We start from the raw sequence: 15,780 nt of genomic DNA on the forward strand, positions 1-15,780 counted from the left end.
CCCACCCACCCGAAGAACCAACGAAGCCCGGCCAGGACGCATGCAAGCACCCGACCGCGCCAAGGCAAGCCATCCCGCTCGACGGAACGGCAATGCCTGCCAATAGTTTAATCGGTCACTCGCGCGACCTGCTCTCTCCGGCCATTGCGGATGAATCCTCCGCGCCGGCTCAATTCAATACCGATCGGTACATATATTGATATTGCGCCGCGTCAACCGCCGCAATCTCATCCTGCCCCATTTATTTTCTACGAGCAGCGCATTATCGGCCCGGCCAGACGATCAGGCTCGTCTCGACCAGTTGTTCCAGCTGAACGCGGCTCGCGCCGACCCCAGCCTGCACCGCCATACCCTGCAGAATGGCGATCAGATAGTGGGCGAGCGCCCCCGGCTCGACGCCGGTGGGGAAATCGCCTTCGGCAAGCGCGCGCTCGAAACGGGCGATCAGCGCCGCTTCGGCCGAAACGCGCCGGGCGATGACCTCGGCTCGTATCGATTCCGCTTCCTGCCCGCAGGCGAGCGAGCTGATCACGCCCAGGCATCCGCGCGGATCGTCCGTGCCGCAATGGATATCGACGGCGCTCCGCAGCAGCCGCTCGGCAACCCCGCGCGCGGTCGGCGCGTCGAGCGCGGTCTTCATATAGGCCATTTTCTCGCGCTCGTAGAGGTCGAACGCCTTGCGGAACAGCATCTCCTTGTTGCCGAAAGCGGCGTAAAGGCTGGGCCGGGTGATCCCCATTTCGCTGGTCAGGTCGCTGAGCGAGGCGCCTTCATAACCGCGCTGCCAGAACACGCGCAACGCAGCCGCCAGCGCCACGTCGATGTCGAACTCTCGCGGTCGCCCCTTCGCGGGGGCCAGGGCTGTCAGACCTTCCATACCGATCGGTATATAGTAGACGCGCCAGCCCCTGCAACCTGTAGGGCAGCGGCCAAAGAACACGCACCACAATGCAATGGGGCCGGCAGCTGAAAGAATATAAGATCGGGCGAATCAAGGCGCGCAGTAGGAAAAGCGCGATTGCCTTCCCACCCAAAATGCGGACGAGCGGCGATGTGCCCGCGCTTCAGAGAGCGCCCCCGCAGCCCGACTATCGACCAGCAGGCCTAATTGCTCAGCGACGGCTTGCCGGCGTTATCCATGATATACCGCTCGGCGGCATCCCGCTCGTCCGCGCGAATACGCGTCCATTCCTTCGCCGTATAGCAAACACGCCGCGTCCGAACGAGCGAACCGGTGACTTGATATGTACGACAAATTTTCTTGTTTTCTGCCGGCTTGTCATCCGCAACAGCCACGGGAGCGGATATGGCCAGCATCATGGACAAGATGAACATTCTCGAACCTTCCGCGAAACGGGACGTAAAGTAACGGCAAATCCAAGGAAAATCAACCCACGTCGGCATCGGCGTAGGGGCTTAGCTCGCTATCCCGCAGCGCTTGAAACAGTGCCCGCAACAGGGCGCGCTCTGCTTCGACAATATGGGGGTTCCATACATCGAATATCAGGACTGCGCGCGGTTCGTCGCTGTCGTTCCACGCTTCGTGTTCAATCGTGTCATCGAACGCGAAGGCCACGCCCGCCTCCCATGCCCGGGTTTCCCCGCCAACCCGGAATCCGCACCCCGGCGGCACGATCAGCGGGAGGTGGACGATTGCACGCGCGTTGGTCACGCCGGTGTGTGGCGGGATGCGGGTATGCGGATGCAGAATGGAGAAGAACGCCGTCGGCGACCGCCCTGGCAGATCCGATAACGGCACGGCCTCGAGGGCAGCCAGCGTCTTCGCGCACCTCTCCGCCGCGACCGCCTGGCGAACGCCGTGATGCCAGAGGAACCAGGCACTCCAGCGTTCGGAGCGATCGAGCGCGCTCCACTTGTTGCGCGGTGCGCCAGCCTCCATCTGCACATACGGGCGCGCGCCCGGAAGCCCCGCATCAAGCAAGGCGACAAACTCTTCGCGGATGGCGTCCGCGTGACTCTCAAAGGCCTCCATCCACGGAAAGTGACGCCTGTCGAAGAATTCATCCGCGGGCAGAAACGGATAGTGCAGGCCGTGACATTCGTTCACGTAAATCCGGCGACGCCCCAATATCCGGTCCACGCACGCGTCGAACCGTCGCCGGTCAGCATCGAGAACGGCCTTGCGGCTATCTTCCAACCGGCCAGAAAGTATGTCCGCCAGCCGCTCCGAATATCCGGTCGCAAACGACCGCGCATGATCCAGCAATTTTTCGAGCGCGGCATCGCGCCGCTCCATCCCCTCGGCGAGCGCCAAAACGCCCGACCATCGAAACATCGCTCGCCCAAGGTCGCCGCTTCGTTCATGAAGCTCGGCCATGCGAACATTCGCCATGAAGTTGCGCTGGTCCATCGCCAGTGCGCGCTCGAGGCATCGCTCCTCGGCGGCATTGTCATTGGCGAGGCGCCGTGCCTTCGCCAAATTCAACCACAATTCAGGCGCCTTGTCGTCAGTCGCGATCGCGCGCTCAAAATAATGCCCGGCGGCCACGACATCGCCTTCGCCGAGGGCGATGATCCCCAGCGCATTCAACGCCGCCGGGTGCTCGCCGCCTCTGTCGAGCACGGCGCGATACTGATTTTTCGCCTTGTCGTGATCGCCGCGCCTCTGGGCACTCGCTCCCTCAACGAGAAGGGCGTTGATCTCCGCCTGTGTCATTGCATATCGTTAGTTGATAAACCCAGCCCCCGCAACACGGCGGGATTGTGCAATAATCAGTCTTAGGCCAATAGAAGCGGGTGCCAGCCCCTCCGACATCCGTTGAATCCGTCGCCCGGGACGCTGCCTGGCTTCCGCATCGTTATGACCCTGTCGGCGACACCGTGCATTTCCGGCACGTACCGCGCGAACTGCACCGCTCCGTTACTTTCCTTACCGACGACTATCTGCCGGAAGATAGACCGCGCGTCATTCGCCGAGCGGACATTCTGGCGCACAATCCATCGAATGTTTCTCCGCACTTCATTTTTCACTCGGCTTATTGCTGTTCCACCTTGCTGGCGCGGGCGATGGATGTCGACGGCATGGCGATGGGCCTGAAAGAGCCCGTCATTCTGAACGATCTGGTCGGATGGCGGCGGCGTGGCGGAGAGGCGCGCCAGGTCAGCGAGCGGCTACATGACGCGCTGCTGTTGCTCGCGCGCCCGTTCGGCCCAGGCGAAGGGGTTGTCATCAAGCCATCCAATACCGTCAACGGCATGGCTGACGCGATGTTGACCATGCGTCCTGAATCACGGGCGCTTTTTCTGTACGCGCCGCTGTCATCCTATCTCCGCTCCATCGCACGCAAGGACATGTGGGGCCGCCTCTGGGTCCGCAAGCTGCTCATCGGCCAGATGAAAGACAACTTCGCAAATCTCGGATTCTCCAACGAAGACTATTTCGGATTGACCGACCTGCAAGTGGCGGCGATCGGCTGGCTCAATCAGCATCATTTGTTCCATAGGCTTGTCCGCAAGTTCGGCGCCAATCGCGTGGCCACGCTGGACAGCGACACCCTGCTTGCCAGACCAGCCGACGCCTTGGCCGCGCTGACGACACTGTTCCGGCTCCCGATCGACGACGACGGGATCGCCGCGATTTGTGCGGGCCCCGCGTTCAGCCGGCATTCGAAATCCGGCGAAAACTTCACCGGCCAGGAACGTAGAGCGGATCAACTGGACGCCGCCAAAGTGCATGGCGACGAAATAGACAAAGTTGAACAGTGGGCCGCGGCCGTGTCCACCAACGCCGGCCTTTCGGCGGCGCTGGGAGCCCGCCTGATCTCTTAGCCCCAGTTCCGTCGACAGCACTGGGCGCGGAGCCCTAACCCGAGCCCTTCCTGAGAGCCCTGAGGCTGGCGATCCCTGCTGTCATGCGCGCGGCCGCATATTCCGGAAGCGCCGCTCTATGCGCCACGAGCACGCACCGAGCCCGGCTCTCCAACATCTTCCGCGCCCATACGAAAAGGGCGGGCCCCGAGAGACCCGCCCCATTCCGTCCAAGCTACGTCGATCAGAACTTCAGTTTCGCACCGACCGAGAAACGACGACCCAACGCGTCATACGTCGAAGGGAAGGTGTTGCCGCTGTTGAACGACGTCGAACCGATCGTGTTGCCGACGATCGGCGGCTTCTTGTCGAGCAGGTTGTTCACGGTCAGCGTGATGAACACATTCTCGACCAGGCCGAAACGGGTCGACAGGTCGAAATAGTCCTTCGCGCCGATATGGCCGAAGCTGCCGAACGCCGGGCCGGAGTCGATCACATCGAGCGGCTCCTGCTTCATCGAGCCGATGTGGCGCCACAGCAGCGAAACATCGATGTCGCTGAACGACAGGGTGTTGCGCACGCTCCACTGAATCTTCGGCTGCGGCGACGTACAACTGGTGCTGTAATAACCGACGCATTCGCGGTTCACCGACGTCGGCGACGCCTGGAACTTCGAGCTGCCGGTCCAGTTTCCGACCACGCCAATCGCCCAGTCGGCGAAGCCGAGGTCGCGCTTGTAGTTCAGCACGACGTCGATACCGTCGGTGGACAGCCGGCCGAGGTTCGAGAACGGCAGGAACAGGCCCGGAACTTCGGACGATTCACCACTCAGGCTGCCGTTGCCGGCAGGCCCGCCCGAACGCTGGATGACGAGACACGCCGGGTTGGTGACACTCGGGCTGTCGAAGCAGGCATTGATGCCGTCAGCCGGGCTCGGCGTCGTGATCGCATTGGTGATCTTGATGTTGTAATAGTCGACACTGATGTTGAAGCCCGGCGCGAAATCCGGCTGCCACACGACACCCACAGTGTAGCTGTTCGACGTTTCCGGCTTCAGATTGACGTTACCCGCGAAAGTCGCGTTCGCCTGACCGGCCGTCGGAACGGCAATCTGTCCGATCGTTCCTGCCGGCGCGCCCTGAGCGATACAGACGTCACGCAGCACACCGGTCGGAACCGGCCGACCCGGTATCGGGGTACCGTCGTCACGCAGATTGGCGCAAGGATCGTCGGACAGGTTCGTCAGCCCGACGTTCGTTGGCGAGAACAGTTCGAAGATGTTGGGCGCGCGCACCGCATGCGCATAATTGCCGCGGATCTTGACGCCCGCGCCGGGGGACCAGCTACCGCCCGCCTTCCACGTCGTCGTCTTGTAAGACGGATCGCCCGGCGCATCGACGGAATATTTCGAGTAGCGGATGCCGGCTTCCAGGGTCAGATCCTCGAAGAACGGCTTGCCCTGGATCAGCGGCACGACGATTTCGCCGATCGCTTCGTAGACGTGATAGCCGCCGTCGATATTCGGAGCAGCACCGCCCGCGCCGCCAAGATCGCCCGACTGCGACAGCAGATCGGATTCCTGCGTTGCGTGATAGTTGCGGTACTCGCCGCCAACAGCGAAAGCCACCGCATTGTCTGCCCAGGGGATCGACCAGCCGAAATCTCCACTGATCATGCCGCGCACCTGCGACATTTCAACCTGGGTCGAAACCTGGCTGTTGGCCGAAAGCGACTGGTTCATCTCAGACGTGATCGAGCCGTCGGGCCCGAAGATATTGAGCGGAACACAATCCGCGTTACCGCTGAGGCAGGTATCCGGATTGGTCGCGAGCAGAGCCTCACGCACGCGCGAATTCAGCCAATAGCCGCGCTGGATCTGGATGTTCTGGCTTTCGCCGTAAGATCCGAACAGGTCCCAGTTGATCGTATCGGTGATCGCACCCTTCGCGCCGAGACGATAGTCGAAGAAAGTGGTGGTGAAATCGCTGATACGCGGACCGAACTCCGTCGCACGACGCGACAAGTTGGTTGCGACGGTGCGATAGTTCGGATCGTTCGGATCCGTAGCCACCGCCGCCGCATCACACTCAGCCTGCGAGAAAAGCGGAACATAAGCATCGGAAACGATATTGCCGTCGTCATCACGCACCGCCGGCGACGTATCGAACGCGCAGAACCCATTACGCTGCGCCGCCGTCATGTACGGGTTGCTGAGCGGGATGTTCACGGTCAGACCGAACGTACCGGACGGTGCGATGATCGTGCTGACGGTGTTCTTCGAGAAGAGGCCCCGCGTGTATACTTCAACGGCGTCACTGACCTGGTAGCGGCCGGCACCGTAGATGTTGAAGCGCTCGAACGGCGTCTGGAAGATGTTGTAGGGGTTGAAGTTGAAGGCATCGAACGCCGAGCTCGTGCGGAAGCCCGTACCGTCGGCCGTGACCTGGCGGGTCCCGTTTTCGTCCGAAAGACCACTTGTATTGACGTTGCTGAACCGCGACGGGGTGGACGTACCCGAACCACCGGCATCGCCGCTGAACGAATCGAGCTGATCCGCCGAGAACTTACGATCGCCCTGATACACGGGATCGGCCTGCTGATAGCCAACGCTGAACACGGCGTTGCCGCGGCCGTCGTCGAAATTCGCGCCGATCGTCACGTCGAGACGGAAGACGTTACCGTCGCCCTTCCCGGTCAGTTGTTCCGACCCGTTGATTTCGAGCCCGGCGAAATCCTGCTTGGTGACGAAGTTGACGACGCCGGAGATGGCGTCGGCACCGTAGGTAGTGCTCGAACCGCCGGTCAGCACGTCGACGCGGTCGATCAGCGCCAGCGGAATGTTGTTGAGGTCGAAGCGGCCCTGCAGTTCGGCCGGGACCAGACGCACACCGTCAAGCAGGACGATATTGCGGTTAGAGCCAAGGCCGCGCAGGTTGACGAACGACGCACCGCCGTTGCCGTTGTTGACCGCCGAACCGATGCTCGGAACGACGCCGGGAATCTCGCGCAGAATTTCTTCGGCGACGTTCGACTGCTTGAGCTCGATCTCGTCCGAGGTCGTGACGTTGACCGGCGCGGAACGCGCCAGGTTCGGGTTGCTGATCAGCGTGCCAGTAACGACGATTTCCTGCGCATCGGCAGGGCTCTGATCTTGCGCAAACGCCGGCCCCGCCAGCAGCGCGATGCCCATTACGACCGGCGCAGCACCAGCCTTCAGACTCTTAAGTTTGTCGATTCTATTCACAGCCCAGGTCCCTTTCTGGAGTGATGCAGAGCGGCACGCCGCTCCGAATTGCTGATCGCCAAGAAGTACCGGTCTCGGAGCCCCCCTGCGCGATATGTCGTACGAGTTGCACTGCACCCCGACGTTTGTAAACCGAAGGACGCGGCTCGTCGGCGGGTTCCGGCATCAGTGTCACAGAATTACCACAGTGCGTCCTCGCGCACGCAAAGCCGGCTGGTAATGGCTTCGCCGGCAAAGCGTGGTAGGGCTCGTCGCCCGCATCGTTGAGGATGGACCATTGGCTACGAGCAAGGGTCCACCGCAGAATAGGATTGTAATCATATGAATATGGTACGGTCTGTCGTTGCCCTGCCGGCAATCCTGGCGATCGGCGCCGCTCCGGCGCTTTCGGCCAACCCGCCGGCGGCCGAAGCACGCCAGGCATCTCCTGATGTGATTGAGCAACTGTTGCGCTGCCAGGACGTGGCGGAGCCAACGGAGCGGCTTGCCTGCTTCGATCGGAACGTGGCGGCAATGCGCCAGGCGCGCGACAGCAAGAGCATATCAATTGTCGATCAAATGACGGTCAAAAAGGCGGAGCGCGGCGTGTTCGGCTTCGCAGCCGCCGGCCTGTCCGAGTTGTTCGGCGGCGAAGGCGAAGGCCTGACCGAAATCGAATCCACGATCAGCGAAGCGCAACCGCTTCAGTACGGGAAATGGCGGTTCGTCCTGGCCGAAAGCGGGACCTGGGTAACGACGGAACCGCTTACCGGGCGCCAACCCAAGGCAGGCGCCAAGGTCACCGTGAAGCGAGGTGCCTTCGGCAGCTACATCCTGACCCCGGAAGGCGGGCGGAGCGTACGCGTGAAGCGGGAGAACTGACGGCCCAAGGCTACGGCATCGGGCCTGCGAGGGGTTGGGGGTCGATGCGGGCGGCGCGCCATTTCATCGACCAGTGGAGGTGGGGGCCAGTGGCGCGGCCGGTCATGCCGACGGTGCCGATCGGGTCGCCGCGGCGGACGCTTTGCCCTTCCTTCACGTCAATCCGCGCCAGGTGGAGGAAGGCGCTGTTCAAGCTCATGCCGTGATCGATGATCACCAGATTGCCTTCGAGGGTGAACGGCTTTTCCGTCGCCAGAACGACGACGCCGTCCGCCGGGGCGACGACGGTCGCGCCCGATCCGCCCGGCGCGACATCGACGCCGGAATGATAGGCGCCCGGCTCGCCACGATAGATGCGTTGCGAACCGAACACACCGCTGATCCGCCCGCGCACCGGCCACAGGAAGCGCTGCCGCCAGCCGTCGCTGGTTGCATTGATACGGCGGGCGGCGTTGATCCGCGCCAGTTCCGGTGCGCGCAATTTCCGGAATGCCTCGCTTGGCGTGCCGGCGCTGCGGGCGATATCGACCCGCTCGATGGCCCAGGCGCCAGGCGCGACCGCCAACCGCTCGCTGTGCGTGCGACCGTCGGCCAGCGTCGCGACCAGCATCGCCCCCGGGGCGGCATCGCGATCGAAACCGATGACGAAGCGCCCGTCGGCGGAAACGGCGACCGGCTGGCCATCGAGTACTAGTCGGATCGTTCCGGTGGGCGCGGTGCCAACCACCAGCCCGCCCTGGACGAACGCCCCTTCGAACGAGAAGGCCGCCGGCGGCGGCGGCCGGGTATCGCGAACCGCCTCAATCACCGGGACGGGTGGCGGCGGTTCCGGCGCGGCCTGGGGAATGGCCGTGCAGCCGGCGATGACGAAAGGCGAAAGCAGGACGGCCGCGCGCCGCCGCGCATCCCTCATCGTGCGAGCATCGCCTGCGTCGCGATCTCCGGCGAAGCATATGGCTCCTGCCGCTCGACCGACCAGTAGCGCAGCATGTCGAGCGGAATGCGTTCGCCGCTGACCGCGCAGACCACATGGTCGCCGCTGGCAATCATGCGGAAGCCGTTCGGCATGTATTGCAGTCGCGCCGGGCGGCCCTGGGACATCAACATCGCTTCATCACTCCTATAACAGGGTCGGCTGGTCGGGCTTGTCCCGGACATAGGCACGCCCGCCGGAGCGCTCAACCCGGACATCCACACTGCCGTCGGCGAAGTGGAGGCTGAGCGCGGCGGCGGAGCGGGCGGCGGCTGCGCCGGTGACGACGGCGCCGGACGGGCGGGCCGCGACCCAGGCATAGCCGCGCGACAGGACATTGTCCGGGTTCAGGGTTTGGGCGACGCGCCACACGGCGGCCAGTCGATGCGCCGCGCGGTCCAGCCCGGCGCGGAGCAGGCCGGGGCGGAGCGCGCCGCCAGCGCGGGCCAGGTCGCCGCGCGCATCGGCAAGGCGGTGGCTGAGGCCGCGCCGCAGCCGCTCGCCGAGGTCGGCGGCGCGAAGGCGTTGCGGATCGAGCAGCAGCGCCGGGGTGGGCAGCAGCCGGGCGAGCGCCGCCAGCCGCTCGGCGCCACGCTCGTGGTAGCGGCGGGCGCAGCGTTCCATGCGGGCGCCGCGCTCGCGCAAGCCGGCGAGCAGTTCGGCGCGGACCGGGACGGCGATCTCGGCGGCGGCGGTCGGGGTCGGCGCGCGCATGTCGGCGGCGTAGTCGGCGAGGGTGGTGTCGGTTTCATGGCCGACGGCGGAGATCGTCGGGATGGTGCAGGCGGCGATGGCGCGGACGACGGCTTCCTCGTTGAACGCCCACAGATCCTCGATCGAGCCGCCGCCGCGGGCGACGATGACCAGGTCGGGGCGCGGCACCGGGCCGCCGGGGGCAAGCGCGTCGAACCCCCGGACGGCGGCGGCGACCTGCTCGGCGGCGCCGACACCCTGAACGGCGACCGGCCACAGCACGACGCGGCTGGGGCAACGGTCGGCGAGGCGGTGGAGGATGTCACGGATCACCGAGCCTGTCGGTGAGGTTATCACCCCAATCACACCGGGGAGGAACGGCAAGCTACGCTTGCGCTCCGGTTGGAAAAGCCCTTCCCCGGCCAACTGGGCCTTCAGCTTTTCCAACAGCAGCATCAGCGCGCCTTCGCCGGCCAACTCCATCTTCTCGACGACGATCTGGTATTTGGAGCGGCCGGGATAGGTGGTCAGCTTGCCGGTCGCGATCACCTCGATCCCGTCCTGCGGGGTGAAGGCCAGATGGGCGGCGGTGCCTTTCCAGATCACCGCGTCGATCAGCGCCTTGTCATCCTTCAGCGCCAGATAGGCATGGCCCGACGCAGCGCGTTTCCACCCCGAAATCTCACCGCGCAGGCGGACATGGCCGAACCGGTCCTCGACCATGCGTTTCAGCGCGCCGGACAATTCGGTGACGGTCAGCGCCAGCGCGTTGTCGCCAAAGCCTTCCTCGGCTACGAGCCGGCCGGCGGCGTCGAAGGAAGGGGTATCGGTCATGAATGTCCTGCTGCTGGGATCGGGCGGGCGCGAACATGCGCTGGCGTGGAAACTGGCGCAATCGCCGTTGCTCGGCAAGCTGTACGCGGCGCCGGGCAACCCGGGAATAGCGCGGCACGCCGAATGCGTTGCGTTGGACGCGACCGATCATGCGGCGGTGATCGCCTTCGCCCACGCCCGCGCGATCGGCCTGGTCGTCGTCGGGCCGGAGGCGCCGCTGGTCGACGGGCTGGCCGACAGCCTGCGCGCTGCCGGTGTGCCTGTGTTCGGCCCCGGCAGGGCGGCGGCGCGGCTGGAAGGATCGAAAGGCTTCACCAAAGCGCTGTGCGCCAGCGCCGGCATCCCGACCGCCGCCTACCTCAGCACCGATTCGACCGACGAAGCGCTGGCCGCGCTCGACCGCTTCGGCCTGCCGGTTGTGGTCAAGGCCGACGGGCTGGCGGCGGGCAAGGGCGTGGTCATCGCCACCACCCGCGCCGAGGCGGAAGCGGCGGTCCGCGCGCTGGCCGGCGGCCCGCTGGTTCTGGAAGAATTCCTGGAAGGTGAGGAAGCCAGCCTGTTCGCGATCAGCGACGGAGTGACGGTGGTGCCGTTCGGCGCGGCGCAGGATCACAAGCGGGTCGGCGACGGCGACACCGGCCCCAACACCGGCGGCATGGGCGCCTACAGCCCGGCGCCGGTGCTGACCCCGGCGCTGGAGGCACGGGCGATGGCCGAGATCGTCGAACCGACGGTCCGGGCGATGGCGGCGGCGGGCACCCCCTATTCGGGCGTGCTCTATGCCGGACTGATGCTGACCGCCGACGGCCCGAAGCTGATCGAATACAATGTCCGCTTCGGCGACCCGGAGGCGCAAGTGCTGATGCCGCGCTTCGCCGGCGACCTGCTGGAGCTGATGCTGGCAACCGCCGAGGAGCGGCTGGCCGAAGCGCCGGTGCCGGCATTCAACCCGGAAGCCGCGCTGACCGTGGTGATGGCGGCGAACGGCTACCCCGGCACGCCGGAGAAGGGCGGCGGCATCGCCGGGCTGGACGCCGCCGAGGCGACCGGCGCGATCCTGTTCCACGCCGGTACCGCCAAGGGCGGCGACGGCGGGCTGGTCGCGAACGGCGGGCGGGTGCTGGCGGTTACCGCGACCGGCGCCAGCGTCGGCGCGGCGCGCGACGCCGCCTATCGCGCCGTCGCCGCGATCCGTTTCCCGACCGGCTTCTGCCGCAGCGACATCGGCTGGCGCGAAGTGGCGCGCGAGGCCGGCGACTAGGACGGATCGTCATTGCGAGGAGCGCAGCGACACAGCAATCTGGAGGGCGCGCCCTGGATTGCTTCGCTCCGCTCGCAATGACGAAGCGAGGCAATCCAATGGCGTCAGAGTCTAGCCCGCGGGCGGCACCAGCCGATAGGCGACGCCGTCGACCGTCGCGCCGGCCGGCGCGGCGGCGACCGGCATGCTGCCGCCGCGCGCCTTCAGCGCCGCCTGCACCCGGCGCAGCCGCCGCCGCACCGGATTGGGAATCACGGTGCGGGCAAGACCGCGCAACTGCCAGCGCAACCCCTGCCACAGCGACGAGATCGGCGTGACCGAATAGACCGCATTGGCATGGACACCGCGCCGCAGCCGGTAGCCGAGCGGAGTCAGATTGGCGGCGATCCATTCCGCCGACGGCAGGTTTTCCAGCAGGATGATCGGCTTGCAGCGGCGGATGGTGGCGAGCGCGCCGGCGAGCGCCGGTTCCTCGAATCCCTCGACGTCGAGCTGGACGACGCTGACCTGCCGATCGGCGGGGACGATATCGTCGATCCGCACGATCCGGATCGCTTCGCCGGCGCCGACGTCGTGCGACGGAGCGCCGGTCTGGATATAGCTCAATTCGCCGAGCAGCTGGCCGATCGCGTCGTGGGTGGCGATCTGCGCCTCGCTCGGCGCGTCGCCCAGCCCGGCATGGGTCAGCACGACATTGTCCAGCCCGTTCAACTGGCCGGTGATCGCCGCGCAGACGTAATTGACGTGGACCGGCTCGAACGCCCAGAGCCGGGCGCCGGGGGCGAGCGCCCGCGCCACGGCGGGCAGGAAATCGCCGAAGAACGCGCCGGCATGGACGATGTCGCCGGCGCCGGCATGCCGGCAGAGAAAGTCGATCGTCCGGGGTTCGTAGACGCCGCCCCCGGCGACGACGCGCGCGCATTGCCGCAAGGGGGAAGCAGCGGGTATGCAATAGGTGCCCAGGCGGTTGCGGGCGATGAGGCAGATCAAGTCCTGCGCGGGCGGCGGCCCCCGGTCCGATGCTTCCATTCCGAATTTCCCTTCGCGTGCGCCCCCTTCCGAGCGGCGCAGAAAAGCGTGGCACAGGCTTGCAAGGGTTGCAACGGGGCGGTTTCGGCTTAGGGTTCGGCGCGGAATCGCAAGGGGGAATGCCATGTCCGCCAATTGGCCTTTGATACTGCTTGTCCTGCTGGTGATCGCCGTCGGCCTGTGGTGGCTGCTCGGCCGGAGCAAGAGCATCGATACCCGCACCGGCGCCGCGCCCGACGCGCCGAAGGCGCCGGAAGCGCCGGCACCAACGTCGCTGGAACGTGCGGCCACCCCGCCGCCGGCCGCGCCGCAGCCGCTGGCCAGCGCGCCCGCCCCGGCGGAAGCCGCGCCTGCGCCGGCCGCGCCAGTGAAACCGACACCTGCGCCGGCCGCCAAGGCGCCAGCGAAGCCTGCCGCCCCGGCCAAACCCAAGGCCGCCGCCAAGGCACCGGCGGCGAAGGCACCCGCCGCGCCAAAGCCGGCCGCGAAACCGAAAGCCGCCGCGAAGCCGAAGGCGGCGCCCGCCGCCAAGCCCGCCGCGTCGGCCAAGCCGGACGACTTGCTGCTGCTGAAGGGCGTCGGCCCGAAGCTGGCGGTGCTGCTGAACGAGCTGGGCGTCAGCCGCTTCGAGCAGATCGCCGGCTGGAGCGATGCCGACCTCGCCCGCATCGACGCCCAGTTGGGCGCGTTCAAGGGCCGCGCCGCGCGCGACAAATGGGTCGAGCAGGCCGGCTATCTGGCCAAGGGCGACACCGCCGGTTTCGAGGCGAAGTTCGGCAAGCTCTAAGCGGCGGCGAAGACCGGCGGGACAACGTTCGGCAGGCGCCGAGGGGACAGCACGCGCCGGTTCCCCAGCGCCTTCCCTCGTCGTGTCCCGCCCCGCCCGTCCGGGATCTCCGGCGCCGAGCGAGGACAGCCCGCAAGATCCCGACTTTCGTCGGGATGGCGACGGAAGCGGGAAGGAGTGACGGGAGAGAGCCCGGTCAGGGTTGGGCGGTGACCAGCAGCTTGTCGATCTTGCGGCCGTCCATATCGACGATTTCGAAGCGCCAGCCCTGTTCGACGAAATCTTCGCCGACGGTGGGCAGGTGGCGCAGAACCGACAGGGCGAAGCCGGCGACGGTCGCATAATCGCGGTCGTCCGGCAGGGCGATGTCCAGCCGTTCGGCGAGGGTATCGGCATACATCGCGCCGGAGACGAGCAGGCTGCCGTCCTCGCGCTCGACCAGATCGGGGTCGGTGCCCTCGTCACGGTCCGACACGAATTCGCCGGCGATCGCGATCAGCAGGTCGGCCGGGGTCAGTATGCCGTCGAGATGGCCATATTCGTCGTGGACGACGACCATCGGCACTTCCGCCGCGCGCAGCGCCTCCAGCGCGTCCATCGCGTCGAGCTGGTCCGGCACCGCCTGGACCGGGCGCATCAGCGCGCGCAGGTCGAGCGGACGGCCGGCGACCAGCGCCGCCATCACGTCACGGCTTTGAAGCACGCCGACGACCTCGTCGACCGATCCATCGGCGACCGGCAGGCGGGTGTGCGGCGTTTCCGCCAGCCGCGCCGCCACGGTCGCCGCATCGGCATTGACGTCGATCCAGTCGATCTGGTTGCGCGGCGTCATCACTTCGCGCACCGGCCGGTCGGCGAGGCGGACGACGCCAGAAATGATCGCGCGCTCGCTTTCCTCGATCACGCCGGAACGGCTGGCTTCCGCAACGATCAGCTGCAGTTCCTCCGCCGTCACCCGCGCGTCGCGTTCCCGTTTCAGGCCGATCAGCCGGAAGATCAGGCTGCTGCTGCGGTCGAGCAGCCAGACGATCGGCGCGGTCAGCCGCGCCAGCCACAGCATCGGCTTGGCCATCAGCACGGCGATCGGCTCCGGCGCGCGCAGGGCGAATTGCTTCGGCACCAGTTCGCCGACGATCAGCGACGCATAGGTGGTCAGGCCGATGACCAGCGCGAAGCCGATGGTGCGGGCATGCGCCGGATCGACGCCGAGCCGGGCGATCCGGTCCCCCACCGGCCCGCCGAGGCTGGCCCCGGAATAGGCGCCGGCGACGATGCCGATCAGGGTGATGCCGATCTGCACCGTTGACAGGAACTTGCCCGGATCGGCGGCGAGGGCCAGCGCGGCGCGGGCGCCGGGGCGGCCGGCCTTTTCCATCGCCTGCAGCCGGGGGCGGCGGGCGGAAACGATCGCCAGTTCCGACATGGCGAACAGGCCGTTGAGCGCGATCAGCGCGAGGATGATCGCGACGTCGAGCCAGGGGAAGGGGGAGAGCGGCTGCATGGTGCGGTCGAAATCCCCTTTGCCGCGAAACTGTCCGTTTCACAACCATGCGATCATCGCCGGTTCAGCGGGAACCGATCAGGACGCGGGCGGTTGAGGTTCAAACCATATCGTTACGGGGACGCCACATGCTCGCATCATCCTTTACCCGCATCATCGCCGCGGCCGCGCTGGCCGCGACCACCGCCGCCTGCACCACCGACCCGGATACCGGCCAGCGCCGCATGTCGAAGGCCGGGATCGGCGCGATCGGCGGCGCGCTGGGCGGCTATCTGCTCGGCGACATCGTCGGCGGCCGCCACGACCGGACCGAGAAAGTGCTTGGCGCCGGCATCGGTGCGGTCGCTGGTGCCGGCGTCGGCACCTATATGGACCGGCAGGAGCGCGAGCTGCGCGCCCGCACCGCCGGCACCGACGTGGAGGTGCGCCGCGACGGCGACAGCCTGGTGCTCGACATGCCGTCCAACGTCACCTTCGCCACCGATCAGTCGGCGATCGAGCCGCGCTTCCGCGCCACGCTGGACCAGGTGGCGGATACGCTGGCCCGCTATGATTCAACGCTGGTCGACGTCTACGGCCACACCGATTCGCAGGGCAGCGACGCTTATAATCAGGCGCTGTCCGAACGGCGGGCGCGCGCGGTTGCCGACTATCTCGGCATGCGCGGGGTCAACCCGGCGCGGATCGGCACGCGCGGCTTCGGCGAGAGCCAGCCGATCGCCAGCAACGACACCGCCGAGGGCCGCGCCGCCAACCGCCGCGTCGAGATCCGCGTCGAACCGCTGCGCGCCGAGGATAGCCGGCGGTAGGTTTCCGGTCCGGGCGGGGG

14 protein-coding genes are annotated in these 15,780 nt (G+C 66.5%); 5 read left to right on the forward strand and 9 right to left on the reverse strand.

The window, feature by feature from the left end; genetic code table 11:
• Nucleotides 1-262: 262 nt before the first annotated feature.
• From E4A53_RS06050 to E4A53_RS06060, 3 genes are all read right to left on the reverse strand, one after another.
• Nucleotides 263-877 (reverse strand): TetR/AcrR family transcriptional regulator, encoded by a 615-nt coding sequence (locus E4A53_RS06050; RefSeq protein WP_136162199.1) that lies wholly within the window; start codon nt 875-877, stop codon nt 263-265.
• 227 nt (nt 878-1,104) lie between these two features.
• On the reverse strand, nt 1,105-1,335 hold the full coding sequence (locus E4A53_RS06055) for a hypothetical protein (protein WP_239018155.1): 231 nt from the start codon (nt 1,333-1,335) through the stop codon (nt 1,105-1,107).
• Nucleotides 1,336-1,387: 52 nt separating this feature from the next.
• A complete protein-coding gene (locus E4A53_RS06060) occupies nt 1,388-2,677 on the reverse strand; it encodes an aspartyl/asparaginyl beta-hydroxylase domain-containing protein (RefSeq protein WP_136162200.1) in 1,290 nt (429 codons plus the stop codon).
• A 164-nt stretch (nt 2,678-2,841) separates the two neighbouring features.
• Here E4A53_RS06060 and E4A53_RS06065 point away from each other — a divergent pair, with 164 nt between their 5' ends.
• Entirely contained in the window at nt 2,842-3,789 is a 948-nt protein-coding gene (locus tag E4A53_RS06065) for a hypothetical protein (RefSeq protein ID WP_239018156.1), read from the forward strand.
• 223 nt (nt 3,790-4,012) lie between these two features.
• On the opposite strand, the gene E4A53_RS06070 is transcribed toward E4A53_RS06065, so the two are convergent.
• Entirely contained in the window at nt 4,013-7,012 is a 3,000-nt protein-coding gene (locus tag E4A53_RS06070) for a TonB-dependent receptor domain-containing protein (protein WP_420822606.1), read from the reverse strand.
• 321 nt (nt 7,013-7,333) lie between these two features.
• On the opposite strand from E4A53_RS06070, the gene E4A53_RS06075 reads away from it, so the two are divergent.
• The gene (locus E4A53_RS06075; RefSeq protein WP_136162202.1) at nt 7,334-7,873 is read left to right on the forward strand and encodes a hypothetical protein; all 540 of its coding nucleotides are present in this window, start codon (nt 7,334-7,336) and stop codon (nt 7,871-7,873) included.
• 10 nt (nt 7,874-7,883) lie between these two features.
• Here the strand turns inward: E4A53_RS06075 and E4A53_RS06080 are convergent, their stop codons facing one another.
• Genes E4A53_RS06080 through xseA form a run of 3 tightly spaced genes read right to left on the reverse strand, consistent with a single transcriptional unit; the run spans nt 7,884 to nt 10,373 of the window.
• Complete coding sequence (locus tag E4A53_RS06080; RefSeq protein ID WP_136162203.1) at nt 7,884-8,786, reverse strand: M23 family metallopeptidase; 903 nt, start codon at nt 8,784-8,786, stop codon at nt 7,884-7,886.
• Nucleotides 8,783-8,980 carry a DUF2093 domain-containing protein gene (locus E4A53_RS06085; protein WP_136162204.1) on the reverse strand — a complete coding sequence of 66 codons (198 nt, stop codon included), beginning with the start codon at nt 8,978-8,980 and terminating at the stop codon, nt 8,783-8,785. The genes E4A53_RS06080 and E4A53_RS06085 overlap by 4 nt, the downstream gene beginning before the upstream one ends.
• Before the next feature lie 13 nt (nt 8,981-8,993).
• Nucleotides 8,994-10,373, reverse strand: coding sequence for an exodeoxyribonuclease VII large subunit (gene xseA / locus E4A53_RS06090; protein ID WP_136162205.1), 1,380 nt, complete (start codon nt 10,371-10,373; stop codon nt 8,994-8,996).
• Here xseA and purD point away from each other — a divergent pair.
• Nucleotides 10,372-11,634, forward strand: coding sequence for a phosphoribosylamine--glycine ligase (gene purD / locus E4A53_RS06095; protein WP_136162206.1), 1,263 nt, complete (start codon nt 10,372-10,374; stop codon nt 11,632-11,634). The two genes, xseA and purD, sit on opposite strands and share 2 nt — an antisense overlap.
• Before the next feature lie 111 nt (nt 11,635-11,745).
• Here purD and E4A53_RS06100 read toward each other — a convergent pair whose 3' ends face one another.
• On the reverse strand, nt 11,746-12,663 hold the full coding sequence (locus E4A53_RS06100; protein WP_168694320.1) for an FkbM family methyltransferase: 918 nt from the start codon (nt 12,661-12,663) through the stop codon (nt 11,746-11,748).
• A gap of 142 nt (nt 12,664-12,805) precedes the next feature.
• Here E4A53_RS06100 and E4A53_RS06105 point away from each other — a divergent pair, with 142 nt between their 5' ends.
• On the forward strand, nt 12,806-13,450 hold the full coding sequence (locus E4A53_RS06105; RefSeq protein ID WP_420822607.1) for a hypothetical protein: 645 nt from the start codon (nt 12,806-12,808) through the stop codon (nt 13,448-13,450).
• Nucleotides 13,451-13,646: 196 nt separating this feature from the next.
• Here E4A53_RS06105 and E4A53_RS06110 read toward each other — a convergent pair whose 3' ends face one another.
• Entirely contained in the window at nt 13,647-14,951 is a 1,305-nt protein-coding gene (locus E4A53_RS06110) for a hemolysin family protein (protein WP_136162209.1), read from the reverse strand.
• A gap of 128 nt (nt 14,952-15,079) precedes the next feature.
• On the opposite strand from E4A53_RS06110, the gene E4A53_RS06115 reads away from it, so the two are divergent.
• The gene (locus tag E4A53_RS06115) at nt 15,080-15,760 is read left to right on the forward strand and encodes a YiaD family glycine zipper/OmpA-like lipoprotein (protein ID WP_136162210.1); all 681 of its coding nucleotides are present in this window, start codon (nt 15,080-15,082) and stop codon (nt 15,758-15,760) included.
• Nucleotides 15,761-15,780: the final 20 nt, after the last annotated feature.

Origin of the sequence: Sphingomonas flavalba, assembly GCF_004796535.1 — a bacterium.
GTDB lineage: Bacteria > Pseudomonadota > Alphaproteobacteria > Sphingomonadales > Sphingomonadaceae > Sphingomonas_L > Sphingomonas_L flavalba.

Bases quoted from the DNA above. Each gene is read 5' to 3' on its own strand.
- purD (WP_136162206.1), top strand. From the start codon at position 10,372: ATGAATGTCCTGCTGCTGGGATCGGGCGGGCGCGAACATGCGCTGGCG.
- E4A53_RS06060 (WP_136162200.1), bottom strand. From the start codon at position 2,677: ATGACACAGGCGGAGATCAACGCCCTTCTCGTTGAGGGAGCGAGTGCC.
- E4A53_RS06080 (WP_136162203.1), bottom strand. From the start codon at position 8,786: ATGAGGGATGCGCGGCGGCGCGCGGCCGTCCTGCTTTCGCCTTTCGTC.
- E4A53_RS06075 (WP_136162202.1), top strand. From the start codon at position 7,334: ATGAATATGGTACGGTCTGTCGTTGCCCTGCCGGCAATCCTGGCGATC.
- xseA (WP_136162205.1), bottom strand. From the start codon at position 10,373: ATGACCGATACCCCTTCCTTCGACGCCGCCGGCCGGCTCGTAGCCGAG.
- E4A53_RS06100 (WP_168694320.1), bottom strand. From the start codon at position 12,663: ATGGAAGCATCGGACCGGGGGCCGCCGCCCGCGCAGGACTTGATCTGC.
- E4A53_RS06050 (WP_136162199.1), bottom strand. From the start codon at position 877: ATGGAAGGTCTGACAGCCCTGGCCCCCGCGAAGGGGCGACCGCGAGAG.
- E4A53_RS06110 (WP_136162209.1), bottom strand. From the start codon at position 14,951: ATGCAGCCGCTCTCCCCCTTCCCCTGGCTCGACGTCGCGATCATCCTC.
- E4A53_RS06055 (WP_239018155.1), bottom strand. From the start codon at position 1,335: ATGTTCATCTTGTCCATGATGCTGGCCATATCCGCTCCCGTGGCTGTT.
- E4A53_RS06085 (WP_136162204.1), bottom strand. From the start codon at position 8,980: ATGTTGATGTCCCAGGGCCGCCCGGCGCGACTGCAATACATGCCGAAC.
- E4A53_RS06115 (WP_136162210.1), top strand. From the start codon at position 15,080: ATGCTCGCATCATCCTTTACCCGCATCATCGCCGCGGCCGCGCTGGCC.